At 37.5% G+C, this 17,119-nt stretch carries 11 protein-coding genes; 2 read left to right on the top strand and 9 right to left on the bottom strand.

Annotated features, from left to right (window positions below; all coding sequences use genetic code 11):
* Window positions 1-84: 84 nt before the first annotated feature.
* The 3 genes from ACFSCX_RS02580 to murQ all read right to left on the bottom strand — a co-directional run bounded on the left by ACFSCX_RS02580 (window position 85) and on the right by murQ (window position 3,433).
* Complete coding sequence (locus ACFSCX_RS02580) at window positions 85-1,686, bottom strand: glycoside hydrolase family 3 protein (RefSeq protein ID WP_377926538.1); 1,602 nt, start codon at window positions 1,684-1,686, stop codon at window positions 85-87.
* Window positions 1,687-1,726: 40 nt separating this feature from the next.
* Window positions 1,727-2,428: a PIG-L deacetylase family protein gene (locus ACFSCX_RS02575; protein WP_377926537.1), complete on the bottom strand. Its 702-nt coding sequence runs from the start codon at window positions 2,426-2,428 to the stop codon at window positions 1,727-1,729.
* An 84-nt stretch (window positions 2,429-2,512) separates the two neighbouring features.
* Window positions 2,513-3,433, bottom strand: coding sequence for an N-acetylmuramic acid 6-phosphate etherase (murQ, locus tag ACFSCX_RS02570; protein ID WP_377926536.1), 921 nt, complete (start codon window positions 3,431-3,433; stop codon window positions 2,513-2,515).
* 510 nt (window positions 3,434-3,943) lie between these two features.
* Here murQ and ACFSCX_RS02565 point away from each other — a divergent pair.
* The gene (locus ACFSCX_RS02565) at window positions 3,944-6,577 is read left to right on the top strand and encodes a glycosyl hydrolase family 18 protein (RefSeq protein ID WP_377926535.1); all 2,634 of its coding nucleotides are present in this window, start codon (window positions 3,944-3,946) and stop codon (window positions 6,575-6,577) included.
* 230 nt (window positions 6,578-6,807) lie between these two features.
* Here the strand turns inward: ACFSCX_RS02565 and ACFSCX_RS02560 are convergent, their stop codons facing one another.
* The 3 genes from ACFSCX_RS02560 to ACFSCX_RS02550 are packed head-to-tail and all read right to left on the bottom strand — an operon-like array spanning window position 6,808 to window position 9,805.
* Window positions 6,808-7,854 (bottom strand): serine hydrolase domain-containing protein, encoded by a 1,047-nt coding sequence (locus ACFSCX_RS02560; protein WP_377926534.1) that lies wholly within the window; start codon window positions 7,852-7,854, stop codon window positions 6,808-6,810.
* Window positions 7,851-8,816 (bottom strand): GNAT family N-acetyltransferase, encoded by a 966-nt coding sequence (locus ACFSCX_RS02555; protein WP_377926533.1) that lies wholly within the window; start codon window positions 8,814-8,816, stop codon window positions 7,851-7,853. The genes ACFSCX_RS02560 and ACFSCX_RS02555 overlap by 4 nt, the downstream gene beginning before the upstream one ends.
* Window positions 8,816-9,805 carry an N-acetylglucosamine kinase gene (locus tag ACFSCX_RS02550; protein ID WP_377926532.1) on the bottom strand — a complete coding sequence of 330 codons (990 nt, stop codon included), beginning with the start codon at window positions 9,803-9,805 and terminating at the stop codon, window positions 8,816-8,818. Before ACFSCX_RS02550 ends, ACFSCX_RS02555 begins: the two co-directional genes overlap by 1 nt.
* 778 nt (window positions 9,806-10,583) lie before the next feature.
* On the opposite strand from ACFSCX_RS02550, the gene ACFSCX_RS02545 reads away from it, so the two are divergent.
* Window positions 10,584-11,237: an FMN-dependent NADH-azoreductase gene (locus tag ACFSCX_RS02545; protein ID WP_377926531.1), complete on the top strand. Its 654-nt coding sequence runs from the start codon at window positions 10,584-10,586 to the stop codon at window positions 11,235-11,237.
* 111 nt (window positions 11,238-11,348) lie between these two features.
* Here the strand turns inward: ACFSCX_RS02545 and ACFSCX_RS02540 are convergent, their stop codons facing one another.
* From ACFSCX_RS02540 to ACFSCX_RS02530, 3 genes are all read right to left on the bottom strand, one after another.
* Window positions 11,349-12,680, bottom strand: a complete 1,332-nt coding sequence (locus tag ACFSCX_RS02540) for a YheC/YheD family endospore coat-associated protein (protein ID WP_377926530.1) — start codon at window positions 12,678-12,680, stop codon at window positions 11,349-11,351.
* A 158-nt stretch (window positions 12,681-12,838) separates the two neighbouring features.
* Entirely contained in the window at window positions 12,839-13,435 is a 597-nt protein-coding gene (locus ACFSCX_RS02535; RefSeq protein WP_377926529.1) for an SCO family protein, read from the bottom strand.
* Window positions 13,436-13,447: 12 nt separating this feature from the next.
* Window positions 13,448-17,119, bottom strand: coding sequence for a multicopper oxidase domain-containing protein (locus ACFSCX_RS02530; protein WP_377926528.1), 3,672 nt, complete (start codon window positions 17,117-17,119; stop codon window positions 13,448-13,450).

Raw genomic sequence — 17,119 nt, 5'->3', positions numbered from 1 at the left:
TGTATTAATAAGAAGTAATGAAAGTGCTTTCAAAAAATATTGTCTAAATGTACCAAGCATTACTCGATGTGAGAGAAACTATACTTATAGTTCACTAATCTTTGCCTCTATCGTAACTGGAAGTTTTCCTCTTATCGTTCCTTCCCCAAATATAGCACCTGCTGCCGTTTTTAAAGCAGGATAAGAGAAATCATACGTACTAAGGTACGCATCGATTTTAGGCATATTGGCCAAATCATAAGGGCTCCTCATTGCAATGATGATTAAAGAACATCCCTTTTCTCTCATTTTATTGATTAAGTGAATTTGACTACTTCCTGGCAATGCAGTTAGAGTCCCAACAATAACGGAATCGTATTGAAGAGCTTTATTTACGATTTCATCGATTTCCCAAGCTTCTAACTCATTGTTAAATTGATAACTGTCTGTTGACTGATTAAATTCTCGGATTACACTTCCTAAATTAAAGCTTGAATATCTCTGATCCTCGACTGCCATTGTCGTATTCTTTTTTGGATAAACAACGAATATACGATGGCGTTGACTTCTAGGCAATGGGAGAATTCCATTATCCGTAACAAGTGTGACTGCCTGTTGATATACCTTATAAGCAAGGTCAGCATGCTCCTTACAGCCCACTATTTCTAGTTGGTTGTGTTGATGTGTTATAGACAAATCATCCCAATGTACATATTTTTCTTTTAACTTCATAATTCGTGCTAGTGCTTGATCGATATGCTCTTCAGCTATCTCTCCATTATGAACAGATTTAATAATTTCGTTCATTGTACGAACTTGCCAGTTAAAGCGATGAGATACCATAATTAAATCAACACCTGCTTTTATTGCTTCGACACTACCTCTTTCTACTCCAATCGTTTGAGAGATTGCGTTCATTTCCATACAGTCTGTCGTAACTACTCCATCAAAACCTAGCTCTTCACGTAATAAACCTGTAATAATTCTTTTTGATAGAGTTGCAGGAACACCATATTCATACTCAATCGTTGGAAAATATATATGAGCCGTCATCACAGTATCGGCACCGTCTCTTATTGCATCTCGAAACGGCCTCAATTCTACTTCATGTAATCTCTCTATTCCATGTGAGATAGTAGGTAAATTATAATGAGAATCTATATTTGTATCTCCATGACCTGGGAAATGCTTTAAGGTTGTTACAACCCCCGCTGCTTGCATTCCTTTCATAGAGGCTCTTCCGAATTCTGAAACAGCTTCTGGTAATTCCCCAAAACTCCGGACACCTATTACAGGGTTATCTGGATTGTTATTCACATCTAGGACTGGAGCTAGATTCCAATTTATCCCTAGTGCCTTTAACTCCAAAGCTGATGCATAGCCAATATCGTACGCATACTCTGGTATGCCGGTCGCTCCGAGTGCCATTGCACCTGGAAACATGGTTGCACCTTCTCCTAGTCTACGGACAACTCCATTTTCCTGATCAGTACATATTAGTAAAGGATAGAGATAGCCAGCTTTTTTCGCCTCTAACTGAAGCTCGGATGTTAAAGCCAGTACTTCTTCCGGTGTCCCAATGTTTCTACCGAACAAGATTATCGATCCAATGTGATACTCATGGATTAATTCTTTTACCGAGTTTGGCATCGTTTTCCCCTCGAAACCAATTACCATCATTTGACCAATCTTTTTTTTGAGATCCATCCAATCAATCCCCCCTTATTTTAGAAAGATAAAGTATATCTTATAGTTCATAACCTGGTATGAACCCACCTTTTCTAACATTCGTACCTGTTGGGAATTTCAAGGTTTGGGCATATTTTGTACGATTTACGCAACCTCTAACGGTTCCTAAAGCCTTATAGTAGTCATAATAGCGGAATGACTTTGAATTCATGATAAACCAATAATGTGATAGCGCCTCTAAATATGTTTCATACTCATCTGAGACATCTACAAACAGATCAGGTACATATTCCTCCATATCTTCCCAATTCTCACTATGGTAATAACTATAGTAATGAGCCGGAAGACCATCTAAGTCAAAGCCAGGTAAACCCGCTTTCAATTGAGCAGCTTGAACAATTCGAGGACAAAGAGCATGATCAGGGTGGATACTTTTTTCCCAATGTGTAATCACTACGTTAGGCTTTAATTTACGCATTAATGTTGCAATGCGAGTAATAATTTCATCATTGAAAGTAAGTTCAGCATCCTTGTAATCCAGTGTCATCGTATTTACTCCTAAAATACTAGCTACCTTTTCGGATTCTTTTATTTTCTGTTCTCTGTAGTCTTCAACAGATACCCCAGGAGGATTTCCTTTTTCACCAGCTGTTAAATGAACAAATGTAACCTCATGTCCTGCCTTTGCATATTTATGAGCTATTGCCCCCGCTTGTATTTCAGCATCTCCACAATGTGCACCTAAAACCACTAAACGCATATACAATCCTCCTAAAATTGGTAATTATATTTATAGTAACAAATATTTACATATAATCTAACTGGATAAATATTCCTCCTCAAATCAACTAACCGTTTCATCGTTTGAGCGTAAAATAGCTTCTCTTACAAAGCCCTCTGTTTCATTCAGCAACTGTTCAGCTCGTTCGAATGATACTCCGCTTTGAATCATTAAGATGGCTGGTTTAACCTTTTGGTTCGTTTCATTTAGTACTTTCTCAGCTATCTCATAGGAAACACCCGTTATATTCATCACAATGCGTCTCGCTCTTTCCAATAACTTGTTATTACTAGCGTGTAAATCTACCATTAAATTCCCATACACCTTACCAAGCTTAATCATTGAAGTGGTTGTTAACATATTAAGTACCATTTTTTGTGCAGTTGCAGCCTTCAATCTTGTAGAGCCTGCTAAAATTTCTGGACCAACAATAATTTCAATCTTAAAATCTACTAGTTCACTAATGACTGAATTCTTATTACATGAAATACCTATGGTTGTTGCCCCTATTTTTTTTGCGTATTCCAATGCACCTACTACATATGGTGTTCGTCCACTAGCGGTAATTCCTACTACAATGTCTGACTTTGTTAAGTTTCGTTGGGATAGGTCATCCACGCCATCCTGAGCATCATCTTCTGCCCCTTCAATCGCGGTAAATACAGCTTTTTCTCCCCCCGCAATAATGGCTTGAATTTGGCTTGGATCTGTGCAAAAGGTTGGTGGACATTCGGAAGCATCTAGGATTCCAATTCTCCCACTGGTTCCTGCGCCTATATAAAATAGACGACCAGAATTTTTTAATGTTTGATAGACCGCATCAACAGCTTTTGCAATATCAGGTAACACATCATGAACTGCGTCTGCCACTGTTCTATCTTCAAAATTCATTAATTGTATAACATCGATAGTTGGTAGCTGATCAACATTTGTTGTGCGACTATTTAATTGCTCAGTTGTTAATGTGGAAAGGTTGATTCTCATTGATGTCCGCCTTTCTGAACGTAAATTTAATTCAAGGTAAAAAAATTAGTCTACCCATTCATTTTTGTTCCTTACATCCCTTAATTGTCTTAATTATACAAAAAATCTGATAAAAGTAAAATAAAAATTTATATTTTTAAATAAATATTTAAATTTTTATTTCATTTTCGGGAAGTAATCTACCTATCTCATAGGAAATATTAACTATATTACAGAATTTTCAAAATATTTATGGACTAATATTTTAATTGATTTATAATTTAATTGAAATTTAATTTCATATTGTAGAAAGGAGTGAAAATTTATTCTTTTTTATGGATTGATAAAGTGAAACTTCAATCAGTGGGGTTTTCCTTATCCCCCCACTGATTGTTAGTTGAACCAATCGGGTTCTTACTGGTGCTTATCCCCCACTTAAACTTCTCGATTCATCTAAAGTTTTGAAGTGGGGGTCTTAGCGCCAGTTGGAGCGGGATAAAAAACTGAACAGGAACAGGAGATGAAGAAATTATGAAAAAAGGTTATGTATTTTCTATGATTTTGATGCTTCTTTTGGGATCCGTTTTTGTGAATCATTCCTTACTATCTAGTACTTCAGCCCAGGCAAGTGATACCTCTTATATCGATGTTTCTCCTATTGGAGAAGATGGTAGTGTAGCCGGTAGTCCAATCGTAACTGCTGTTTTGAAGCAGGGTTCTTCAGTTGAAAAAGTCACATTTTATGCAAAAGCAAAGAATGAACCTGATGCTAACTATTATGGATATGCACCAGACTATCAAGCACCATATTCTTGGAACTGGCCAACAGGTGCACCTTGGGTGCCAGATGGAGAATATACACTTATGATGGAAATTATTTATTCAGCGGGAGAGACGGAGATCCTTACTAGGGATATAGTTGCTAAAAACGAAAGTGAACCAAACGCTCCTGAGTCGCCTAAGGATTTATTCCTAACCGATAGAACTAGTCATAATGTGACCCTTTCATGGACACCATCAAGTTCAGAGAAGATTTTTGATTATGTCATCTACCAAAATGGAATTCAACTTGCGGAAACGACTACTACAAGCTTTACGGTAGATGGTCTCGTTCCGGGCGAGTATTATAGCTTTAGAGTGAAAGCGAGAGATATATATAATAACCAATCCATAGACGATAATAGTATAAACGTATTAATGCCTTATGAAACCGGGGACACTGATCCACTTCCTTCCATCAGTCAAATTCAAGCCGAAGGCAATAGCGGAGTAACTCCTGGAGGAAATGGCTATTCTGGTGATGTTTCACTATCTGTATTAGCAACTGACAATAATCAAGTTGAAAAAGTTGAATTTTATGTCAAAGTATTAGGGGCACCTGAGGAGGATTATTGGAAATTTCCTACGACAAGAAAACACAATGATACTTACTCTGTTAATTGGTCTACCACGTATACGCCTGAGGGGCATGCGATCATAAAAGCAATTGCCTTTGATTCGGCAGGACAATCTAAAACTGTAACAAGCGTATTCCTCATTGATAATGTATCTGATGGTGGAACAACGGATCCTACTTGGGAACCAGCTGAGTCACCACCAGCCAATAGAATTGTTGGCTATTTAGCAGGATGGTCCACATATGGAGCTTATGATATTGTAAGGGATTTGGATGCGAGTAGACTTACTCACCTGAATTATGCATTCGCATTAATTGATACGAATTTAAACGTCGTCATGAGTGATCCCGTTCAGGATCCAAAGAACTTTCAAGCCCTTTCAACCGTTAAAGAAACCTATCCTCATTTAAAAACGATTATTGCTATTGGGGGATGGGGTGGTTCAGCAAACTTTATTGAAGCAGCAGCAACGGAAGAATCTAGAGAAATTTTTGCCAATAGTGCTGTACAATTCATGGTCGAACACGGCTTTGATGGCGTAGACCTCGACTGGGAATACCCTGTTACTGGCGGGGGACCGGGAACCTATCCAAATCCAGCGGACCGGGATAACTACCCGCTATTGCTTGAAAAACTACGTGAAAAACTTGATGAACAAGGCGAAAAGGATCATACTCATTATTTACTTACTATTGCAGGAGGAGCTACTGCTGGTTTCGCCAACAATACACAATTAGGTCTTTCCCAGCAATATTTAGACTATGTTCAAATTATGACATATGATATTCATGGAACATGGGAAAGCTTAGCTGACTTTAATGCACCTCTTTTTGATGACAATGGGAAAACTTATAGTGTTGATAAAGGCATACAGGCTTACTTAACAGCCGGTGTTCCAGCTGACAAACTAGTTATGGGTGTACCTTTCTACGGTTATAGGTATAACGTTACTTCAAACGATAATAATGGCCTTAGGCAGCCATTTAATGGTAGTGGCTCCATTACGTACAATCGAATTGTGAAGGATGATTTACTGTCAAATGGATATCAACGTTTCTTTGATGAAGGCTCGATGGTACCTTATTTATACAATGAAACGGAGTCTATATTTATCAGTTATGATGATGAGCAATCTATAGCCTTAAAAGCACAGTACATTAGAGATCATGAACTAGGTGGAGCGATGATATGGGAGCTTAGCCAAGATCATGGAAATGATTTACTGAGTTCGCTATATGAGGTACTAAAGGAACCCATTATGGATACAACACCACCTACAACTTCAGCACAGATTACTGGTGAAGAATGGACTGACCACTCAATGATTCAAAAAGCAACAGTAACCTTAGAAGCAGAGGATAACCGATCTGGTGTAGAAAAGACAGAGTACCGACTTAACGAGGGGGAATGGCTCCCATACTCCAATCCGATTATTATTGAAACAGATGGCAGCACTCGCGTGGATTATCGATCCATTGACCGCCAAGGTAATATAGAAGATTATTCTTCATATGATATTACGATTATATCTGTCACCTTCGAAAATCTATACATGATTGTAGACGAAGCTGATATTCATCATGGTCAAAAAACAGCTCTTTTAGCCCATTTGCATCAAGCAGAACGTGCAAAAACAGCCGAAAAACGCCATGAGAAGCTTGAAAAAGCCCTTCAGTTTGTGAAGGATATGTCTAACGAGCATATTTCCGAAACGGATCAGCAGCAAATTCAACAATTTATTCAATTAATCATTGACTATCAACAATAGAAACTCCTTTTGTGGAACAAAAGGTGCAAGTGCCTTGGTTTGTTCTGTAGGGGAAGAAAAAGGGGAATTTCACTTTATTCCCTTCAGGTATTGACCTAGAGTGGCTGGGCGCTGGAGTTGGATTTAGCCGTAACCTTGTATAAACTAACACCAGAAGCTTTCTTAACATATAACATAAAATACAGCTTATCACCCTTTTAGATGATAAGCTGTATTTCTTTTCTTTTCCTCTATAGGCTAGCTCTAATTAAGTTATGCAAACGTGGACGAATTCGAAGAATTTCCTCATTCCGACCAAAATGAACACGATTGGTAAGTAAAATAACATGTAGTTTGACAGTAGGGTCAAACCAAATACTCGTCCCTGTAAAGCCTGTATGTCCATAGGAGTCTTCAGAAAATAAATCTCCACAAGCAGCTCTACCCTTTCCTTTCAACTGCCACCCTAACCCACGACCTTCAACGTCAAACTCTGTGTAATTGAGCCTTGCTATTTCTAGTGACGGTCCAGATAAAATTCTTCTTCCTCGAAAAATACCATTGTTCTCAACCATTTCTGCAAAGTTTGCAATATCTCTAACTGACGAGAAAAGACCGGCATGTCCACTTATTCCCCCCATACTTTCCGTATTTTCATCGTGTACAATTCCATGCTTATAATCAGTTAACTTCTCACTATATTCGGTCGCAGCAAATCTGTCTTTTGCAAACCTGGGATTAAAACACGTTTCCGTCATGTCAAGCGGATCAAATATCTCCCTTTTCGAAAACCTTTCAAACGTTTCACCTGTAATACGCTCAATAAGGTTATAGAGCACTATGAGTCCTAAATCACTATAGATCACTTTTTTTCCCATTGGTACTTCTAGTTCTTGTTGATATATACGTTCATAAATCTGCTCTTTATTTAAACCTTCAATATAATACTGTTTATGCGAAGGAAGGCCAGAGGTGTGAGTGAGCAAATGTTTAACGGTTACTCTATCTTTTCCATTCCTAGAAAATTCAGGAATAAAATTAGAAATCGGGTCATGTAGACTCATAAAACCACCATCAATTAACTTTAAGATAGCGGGAAGAGTTGCTACTACTTTCGTAAGTGAGGCAAGGTCAAAAATAGTATCTAGTTTCATAGCCTCGCTTTTCGGATATACCACTCTCTTTCCTATTGCCTCGTGCATAATGACTTCTCTCTTGTATGAAACATGGATGACCGCACCAGGGATATGTTTATGTTCAACTTCTTTGTTTAAAAATTCGAGCACCCTAGGTTTCATCGATCACTACCTCCCATTCGCTTTGAATATTTCAAATATGTCGTCCGAACTTCATATCCAAGCTTACCGTAAAAGTCAACTAAGCCCGTCCAATCAATGATAATTTGATGGATATTCCTCTTTCTTAAATAGGCGATACCCGCTTCTACAATCGCGATTCCATAGCCTTTTTTCCGTTCTTCTGGATCAATCCCTAAAGGACCAATACCACCTAACGGTGTTTCAAAGGCTGGTGACCAATACACATTTTGTGCAATAAACGGTGAATCATCGTCATTTATTCGGCAAAAGCCTATGAGTTCATTTTCACGTTTTAAGATGACAAACTCTCGTCCAGTTCCGCCTCTTTCAAAGTATGATATCGCTTCATATTCCCATCTACCTGGAAAACATCTGTTCATAAACGAAAGAAAGGGGATTTTTTCCTCTATCTTTAACAATCCAAATGTTACATGTACGAATTGTGGTACTGGATCGATGCGTGCTTCATTATATTGACAAACTAGATCATATTCTTTGCCGTCATTTTTATAGCCTTTTTTTTCGAACCAACTCATTGCTTCGTCACAATGACTCGGAATTCCAGGGAAATAATGCCAAGGATCAGAGCCTATCCTGATTATTTTTATTTGCTTACTGACTAGCTCTTTTTCGGCTCGTTCTAATAAGGTAGATCCAATTCCCCTATTACGATAATTGGAATCTACTAATAATGCCTGAATCCACCCTATCTCTTTGTTCAGTTCAATCCCTATTTCTTCACTCCATATTTTAACTATAACGAATCCGATAACCTCACCGCTTTGATTTAACGCTACTAAAGAACCATTTTTCAGAACATTAACATCATCAAGACTATTTTGCTTAAACAATGCTGCTCTCATTGGAAAAGAATCACCAAGCTCCTTATTCCATAGCTTTACAATTCCACCTATGTATTCTTCATTCATGGGGAACAACATCAATTTTTTTCACCACCCATTGTTTGTATAAACTGATTGACGAAACCACGATCTATGTTCAACTTACTATTTGTAATAGCTGCTATAGCTGAGCCACCGACAGGAGGTAGATCTGGTAATAGAACCATAGTTTTCAAATGGTTGAACACTAACTTTTCTTTAATAGCTGGTATAAACCAATTTGCCTTTTGATACACTCCCCCTGCTAAAACGACTGGAATAGGATTTTCCCTTTCTTGATCCTTAAATAATTTCAATATTAATCTTCGAATATTTAATCCCATTTCTTTAGCTGCCTGATGGAGAATTTCAGCAGCAACGGGATCACCATCGTCTGCTATTTTTATAACTAATTTACTTAACGAAGCAATCGTTTCTCTTGATTTCGTAAAATCATAAATAATGGGAAGCATTTCTGGTGGTGATTGTAGGTTTAGAGATTGTAATATTCCTGGTGTTAGACTAGTGTTACTTCCATACCCATCAAATTCTTCAAATACGGCTTTAATTGCTCGTTTCCCTATTGAAAAACCACTCCCTTGGTCATCAAGCATAAAACCCCATCCCCCTACTCTCGCTCTGTCATTCTCATCGTTTATTCCAAAGGTAATGGAACCTGTACCTGATATATTTACGACTCCTGGATTTCCAATCGTCCCAGAGTACAAGGCTGTTATCGCATCATTATCAACCTGAATATCACATAATGGAGGTAAGAGCCTCCGATAAATGTTCACCATCTTTTCCTTGTCGATTTCCTGATCAACCCCAGACATTCCTGCAAAAGAACTAGTAACTCTATTAAATGTATTTGGATCTTGAATGTATAGTTCTTCTAGTAATTTTTTCAGCTCTTTTTCTACTAACTCATATCCAAGACTATTAGGATTAGTGGGGCCTACTTTTGCTTTTGCAAGAACTCTTCCTTGAAGATCACAAATGACACCCATCGTCTTTGTTCCTCCGCCATCTATACCGATAATATACACATGTATCCCTCCTTAACAACATATTATTTCATATAAAATTTATATATAATGAAATTATATTTCATAACCCTTAAAAAAAATCCCTCTATTAGAGGTCCCTTTGTCCTTATACTACATGTAATTCATATTGTAAGGTACGAAGAATGAAAACTCAATAGTCCGTTCGTCAATATTCAGAAAAATCAATATTCACTACCTGTTTCATCTCCCGAATCCACCGAGTTAGCTTCGTGGTTAGCAAACCAGTTAGTAAAAAATGCTACTTTCTCCTTACCTTTACTCCAAATAGTTGTACAAGCAAAGAATAAAGGTTTTTTTTTTAGCGATTGTTGCAACTACAGCAATGTCCGTGAAAAGTAACAAAGCTATATAATTTTTTCTTAAGTTGAGTGGATTTTTGTTTTGTTATAGAGATCATTCAAGCCATACTTTACGTTCGAAATTTGGAAAAATAAGTATAAATTCTCTATATAAAAATAATGAGAAATAATGTATGATTTATTCTGTTATTACAAAATTACCCAAAGGTGGTATTATATGGGATACTCATTAAAACTTTAACCCGTATTTATTTTATCATTGTGATGAGAAGGTCTCGGTGACAATCCTCTATTATTTTACGGAATATGAAATTTAATAATGAGGTTATTTATAAGGCGTAAAGATTGTGTAGACGAACCAATCTTTTTCGGGATCTACAAGATCCCTTCATGATCAACAAGTTTCATGTGATAACCACTATTATATGATAAAAACTACTATTGAGGAGGATTAAACAATGTCAACATTATTATATATAATTGCACACCCCTTAAATGAGAATCTATCCGTCTCACAAAAAATAGGAAAAGAATTTCTTAAATCCTATAAGGATATTTCACCTGATGATGATGTAATTGAGTTAAACCTTTTTGATGAATATGTTCCAGATATTGATAAAGATGTATTAGAAGGTTGGGAAAAGCTAAATGCAGGAGTGGATTTTTCAGTCCTATCAGAAAGCCAAAGGTCAAAAATCGCTCGTATTAATGAATTAACAAGTCAGTTTATCGAGGCAGACAAATATGTTTTCATTACTCCTCTATGGAATCTAAGTATTCCTGCTAAATTAAAAGCATATATTGACACTATTGTCATAGCTGGTAAAACTTTCAAATATACTGAAAATGGGCCACAAGGATTGCTTTCCGGCAAAAAGGCTATTCACATCCATGCTCGTGGAGGAATCTTTTCAGAAGGACCTATGAAAGAGTTGGAGTTTGGTGATCGATACTTAAAATCAATTCTTGGATTTATTGGTATGGAAGTAGAAACTATTGTTGCAGAAGGGCACGCTTTTGTACCTGAGGAAGCTGAAAATATTATAAATGATGCAATCAACAAAGCTAAATCGTTAGCAAAGAGTTATTCTAGAGAAAAAAATATAGTTTAACAATTATTTAGAGCTTGTAAATAATGTCAAAAAATTGACGTATTTACAAGGTTTTTTAATAGGACTAAATTCGAATAGAGTATGAAACAACACCAATTCTTATGTTTTAAATTAAAATCCCCCTAGCCCCTTCGCATAAAAAAACGGATTACTCCTCAAAACCGACAATGTCTCCCAATCCTTCAATATCTCCAAACTCTTTACACCATACAAATTATTCACCTCAAGAATCCAAGGTTTATAATCGTTATCAATAATCAAATCAATCGCCACATCGCCAAAATGACCTAATTTCTGATCTAGTACATTACATACTTCTCTACAGGCTATAATTGCATTATTCATAATCTGCTTTGCGATCTCTGAATCTACTTGAAATACAATTCGAATAGCCTTTTCTCCTGTAGACATGTGAGCGATTTGTTTTAAGTTCGTCACAATGCTTTCCTCTTGCGCTACTCTTCCTACAGAACCTTGACAAACCCATGTACCATCCATGTTTTTTTGCATGTAGAGCCTGAAGTCAACGTGTTTATTTTTGTAGATCGTAGGTATTCCTTGTTGCAAGATATAGTCTTCATATCGGATATGTTTTTCAAGATAAGTTTCTAGTTCATAAAGTGTTCTAAAAGTTTGTTTTTCCTTTAGGTAATTCGTTATGGTAACAAAATTGGCTTCCTTATTGATCATATAAATACCTTCACCTTTTTTACCTCGGATTGGCTTTAAATAGACCCTGTCAAACATGGATAGCATGTCTTGCAGATCTCGTTTTTGTTTATATTGATTCGTTTGGGGGACAAAATGTTTTATCCTTTCAGTAGATTCACAGATTTCCCAAAACTGGAGTTTATTAAAGAAGTTTGTATTAAAGAGCTTGTTTCCTAGCTTTATTCTTAAATCACGCTCTAATTTAGTTGGAATTCTAATTTTCTTGAACATAGAATCAGGATAGGGAAAAGTCCCTTTTCTCCACCGAGTATTTACCGTTTTCCCTTCTGGGTTATAATAATATCCTTGGATGGTTTGATTGGCGGTATCAATACTATCGCTTGAACAAATAAACAGTAGACCCTTGATTTTGTTGTAATGTTCAAAGCGATTTTCGTAGGATTCAAGAGCTCTCATATTTAGGCTCTTTTTATTCTTTTTGGCGATAAATCCGATAACTGGACCAAGGTGAAGTGTATTCCCTTTTAGCTTGACTTCAAGATCAAGTGTGCTGGGGATTGAGAATGGGATAGATCGTTCCGGAAGGCTTATTGTATGCTGGGGTAGTGAGTTTTGCTTTATAATAGTAAACAGTTTGGACCAAGACCCAAACTTCAATAAAATTGTATCTGAATTAATATTATGTGTTTGCAAAAATTTATTTGATAAATAGATGATAAAATCGTCTTTATCCTGCATTCCACTATTGGTAATCAAATTTCCCTTCCTCATTAGTACCTGCACCATTATATACACCTCTGCCTTAGTATGGTAAACAGTGTATAATATGAAGAGTTTCGACTATTTGATTACCGCATTCCAGAAAATGGGTAATAAACTATTCCTTACAGAAAAAAGGACACTACTGCCTAAGCAGTAATGCCTCTAGTTTAATAGCCCTCAATCAATATAGAAATATCCTCTAATATTTTTGTTGTATCAATAGGGTTATCCGAAATAGCCATGTCGTAAAGAGCACGAATATTATTCTCATCATCCAATAAAAACATGGTAGTCGAATGGGAAAAGAAATCACCTTCAAGCTTTTGGTATTGCATTTTTAAACTGTTTGCAATTTCCTTTGTATCCCCTTCGGAGCCTCTCAGCCACTTCCAGCCAAGAGGATCAGCACTAAAACCTTCTGAGTACCTTTTAATTACTTTGGGTGTATCATTTTCAGGGTCAAGAGAAATGGCGACGAGCTCTACCTTGTTCCCGAAAATCCCTTCTTTTTGAAGCTGGGCTTGTAGCTTCATTAAATCCATCATTGTCATTGGACAAATGTCAGGACAATGCGTATAGAAAAAGGTAACTAACTTTATTTTTTCATTATTTAAACTATACGTACCACCATGGACATTTTCTAATTGAAAACTTGAAACAGTTTCTAAGATGGGCAGCTTTTCATACTTTGGCCAAAAGAAATAGACAGCTAGCAACCCTACTATGCTAATGAGAAAATATATTCTTAATACTCTCTTATTCACTTTTCCCACACCTTAAGGTTTTTTTCTACTAATCTTCTTTAACGGTGGCAATTGTTTCTGCCTATCTTTATGAACACGAAGAATTCCCCACATGCCTTGTTCTATATCCCAGCGTATATTCCCTGAACGGTACATATAGTCCCCTGGGAAATTATATAGACTTCCTGCCCCATAATTAATTTGTAAGTCATCTGTATGGCCAGCAACTATTTCACCTTCTATTGACCGAACCTCAGATGTAAGATCCTTATCATCTGAATTCCAGTAGTGTCCATGTAAATGAAAGCCATGTGCCCGTCTTCGTTCAGATGGATTAACTAATCGAATGGTAATAGGTTCTCCCGGGTATGCCTCAAATACTGGTGTTGATGGATCACCGTGAACCTTTGAACTGAATATATCCTTTAATACAGGGTGATGTCTTAATCGATTAATTAACCTTTCTGTTCGATAATTAAAGCCTCTTGATCCATTATCATACGTATCAACTAAATCCTGTCGATCCTCTGGATCAACAAACCCTAAGATACCCTCAACAGGGTCAACAATAAGGTCTCCTTTTTTATCGACCAATCGAGCTCCATCATACATCACTAAGACGAATTCTCTAATCTCAGGCAAGAAAGGATTTCTTAAGACAACATTATCATTTGTAATAACAGGTTTTAATGTCTTCGGATGTAAATATTGTGTTCCTCTTGGCTCTGCAATAAATGCGCCAAAAGTTCCTAACGAGCGGTGATTTCGTATATCCGCCATATCCCACATGCCACAAGACCCTACTGGCACATCAACATACCATTTGTACGTAATTGTTTCCCCTGGTCCAACTGTTTGATCAGGATTAAAACCAACTGTTTCCCCAGACGATGTTTTGACATCATATTGAATTAACTGAGGATGTAGCGATATCCTTACTGATGGCGGATAGAATGCCTGTTCCTTTACAGGCGGATATGGCCATATTCCATCTGGAAATGGGAATTGGTCAAACTCTAGAAAACTCGTTAATTTAACTTCTACTGCATCTCCTTGATTTGCCCTTAAAATTAATGGAATTGGCTTTTTTCTTCCACACAAAATATCATCCATATCTTCTCGAAGAGCAAACACGATACCAAAAGGATCTTTTTCTCCCCACTTACTATATAAAATCGGTGTATGGAAGGCTACAACATCAAACTTTTTTACTGGTGCATCTTTTGGACCTAGCGCCTCCACAATCTCAGGAGGACATGGTGGTTTGCCGTCACAAACCGGTAATGGTTTTGTTCGTTCTGGTGGATTCCTTCGATCTGGCAATGGGATAAGGAAATCAACTTTTTCATCAAAAGCACGTATTAATCCCCACAAACCATTCCATAAATCTTCTTCTGTTTCAAACGTCCATAAGTAATCCCCTGACCTTGGAACATCCAATTCAAATGTAAATGATTCTGAAATTCCGATATGCTGTTGAGACCTTACACTCGTTTCAACATCAGGACGTTCTGATTGCCATCGAAGGCCATGAATATTAAAGCTGTGGGATTCCTCGTGTGCTCCTTGAAGCAATCTTACTCGTATTGGGTCACCTTCATAACAATGAAGAATCGGTGTAATAGGATCTCCATTAACAAAGGAGCTAAATGAGTAAGCAGGATCACAGTCTTTGCCTAATCGGAATTGTAGTGGTTCGTTTTTATAGTTTACTCCAAATAACCCTGGGTCATCTTGAGAACCTGGGAAATCAGGTGGATTTAATGGACACCCATTTTTATCAAACAACAACGAAAAATCATGGACCATTAAGGCAAAATCTCGATAATCAGGAATTAAAGGGTGAGTGACTGTTACTTGAGCACCGCCATTTACCTCTCTACCTGTTTTAGAGTTAAAAACCTCTGAGAATCTTGCGTGAACTACACCGGCTCCAAACACACCATGTTGCTGATGATAGCTAGCAAATAAGTGATCATGGAAGAACCATGCTTTTAATTCAACATCTGCAAAATACTCATAACGAATCGTTTCACCAGGTAGAACACTTGAATCATAATTCCAACCTACATTTCCCCCATCGCTTACAAGTACATCAAACTTAACAAAGTGGACGTGTGTCGATGCTTCGTATGTCCTTGTTACTAATTGAAAGGCATCTCCACCCGCCACTTCTGGAAGTCGATTCGTAAAATTAATACGTATACACGAACCAGCATTCATGTGAATGATTAATGGTTCTGACTCTTTTCTACCTGCTAATACATCGTCTATGTCTTCATCGAGAACATACATTCTCCCCTTCGGATCGTGCCATCCTTGACGGTTATAAACTATTGGCAATTCAATAAGAGAAATATTAAACTCTTCTACAACTGGATTTTCCACAATGGCACACGGGTCAGCAAACACAGCTCCTGGTCTAGCAAAAGGTACAGCGGCATTCCGTTCTAACTCTGTCATTTCTCTTCCACCTACAATACCAAGTGGTGGCCTAGGTGCCTTGCAGCCAACTTTTCCTGGAATGAAATTTGGAAAACCAGGACGTTCCTTCGTTGGCTTTGGAGGACAAGGTCGATCTGGTAGAGGCTGAAGAGGCTTTATAGGTACCCCGTTTGGATAACACTGACTACCATCCTGTAGGGTGTCAAAAATCCTACATAATGTCCACATACCGACACCGAAATGTGGATATAAGTGACAATGGATAATGACATCGCCTATCGCTTCTTGTAATGACCCTAATCCATACAATGGCTCTATTGTATACCAGGTTTGAGGACTAACTGAAATGGAATCAATGACATCAGAATCCGTATTGTGAGTGTCTTTAAACCACTGATGAACATGATAATGGAATACGTGCGTTTCCTTTACCCCTCCGTGAACTAAGCGAATCCTTACTGGATCACCCTTATACCCTCTTAAAATAGTTGTGGCGGGGTCACCAAACACCCATGAATCATGGTGGACCTCTTCTCCTACACAATCTGGGCACACGACTCCCTCTTCTATCAACTTCACCCGATTCTGAATCGGTTCATAGCGATAATTGATAGCATGTGTGGATTCTCTCTCTTGATTCGTCTCGGGGTCTAGTGGCTTGTTTCCAGTCATATCTTTTGTTGACATTTCATCATGAAAAATTAAACCATATTCTCTGAAAGAGGGAGCAAAAGGATGATGAACATCTGCAAATAAACCACTATTAATCGGACCTCCAGTAACAGGATCTGTCCACCAGGACCCTCTACGTTGAACAAATAAACATCCGAATAAGCCATTTATATTCGTACCTTCATCGCTACTGTCTGGGTTACCTAGATCATGGAAAAAATAAATTCCTTCATGGTTAACGTGTATTTGGTAGAGTATTTTTTGACCTGGGTCTACTAGTGTGTTTGGATTAAATCCAACATTCGCTCCATCCGAATCTAATACATTGTAATCAGCTTCCAAAAAGTGCATTCCAGTTGCATAATGAATTTGATTTTCAAATAGAATCTCTACCGTATCGCCTTTATTCGCTCGAATACATAATGGCTCTACCAAATCTATGGGGGTAAAGGGATTTTTTTTCACTAATTCCTTTAACCTATCTTCATTTTCTTTTAAAACATACATCATACCATCTGGAGCATAATCCCCAAAGTTATTTAACACAATTCGTATTGGGATAGCAACGACGTGATAAAACCGTTTCAC

Source organism: Bacillus salitolerans (assembly GCF_042680805.1).
GTDB classification, from domain to species: domain Bacteria; phylum Bacillota; class Bacilli; order Bacillales; family SA4; genus Bacillus_CJ; species Bacillus_CJ salitolerans.
The sequence above is the reverse complement of the archived record's forward strand: the minus strand, read 5'-3'. Positions and strand labels throughout refer to the sequence as shown.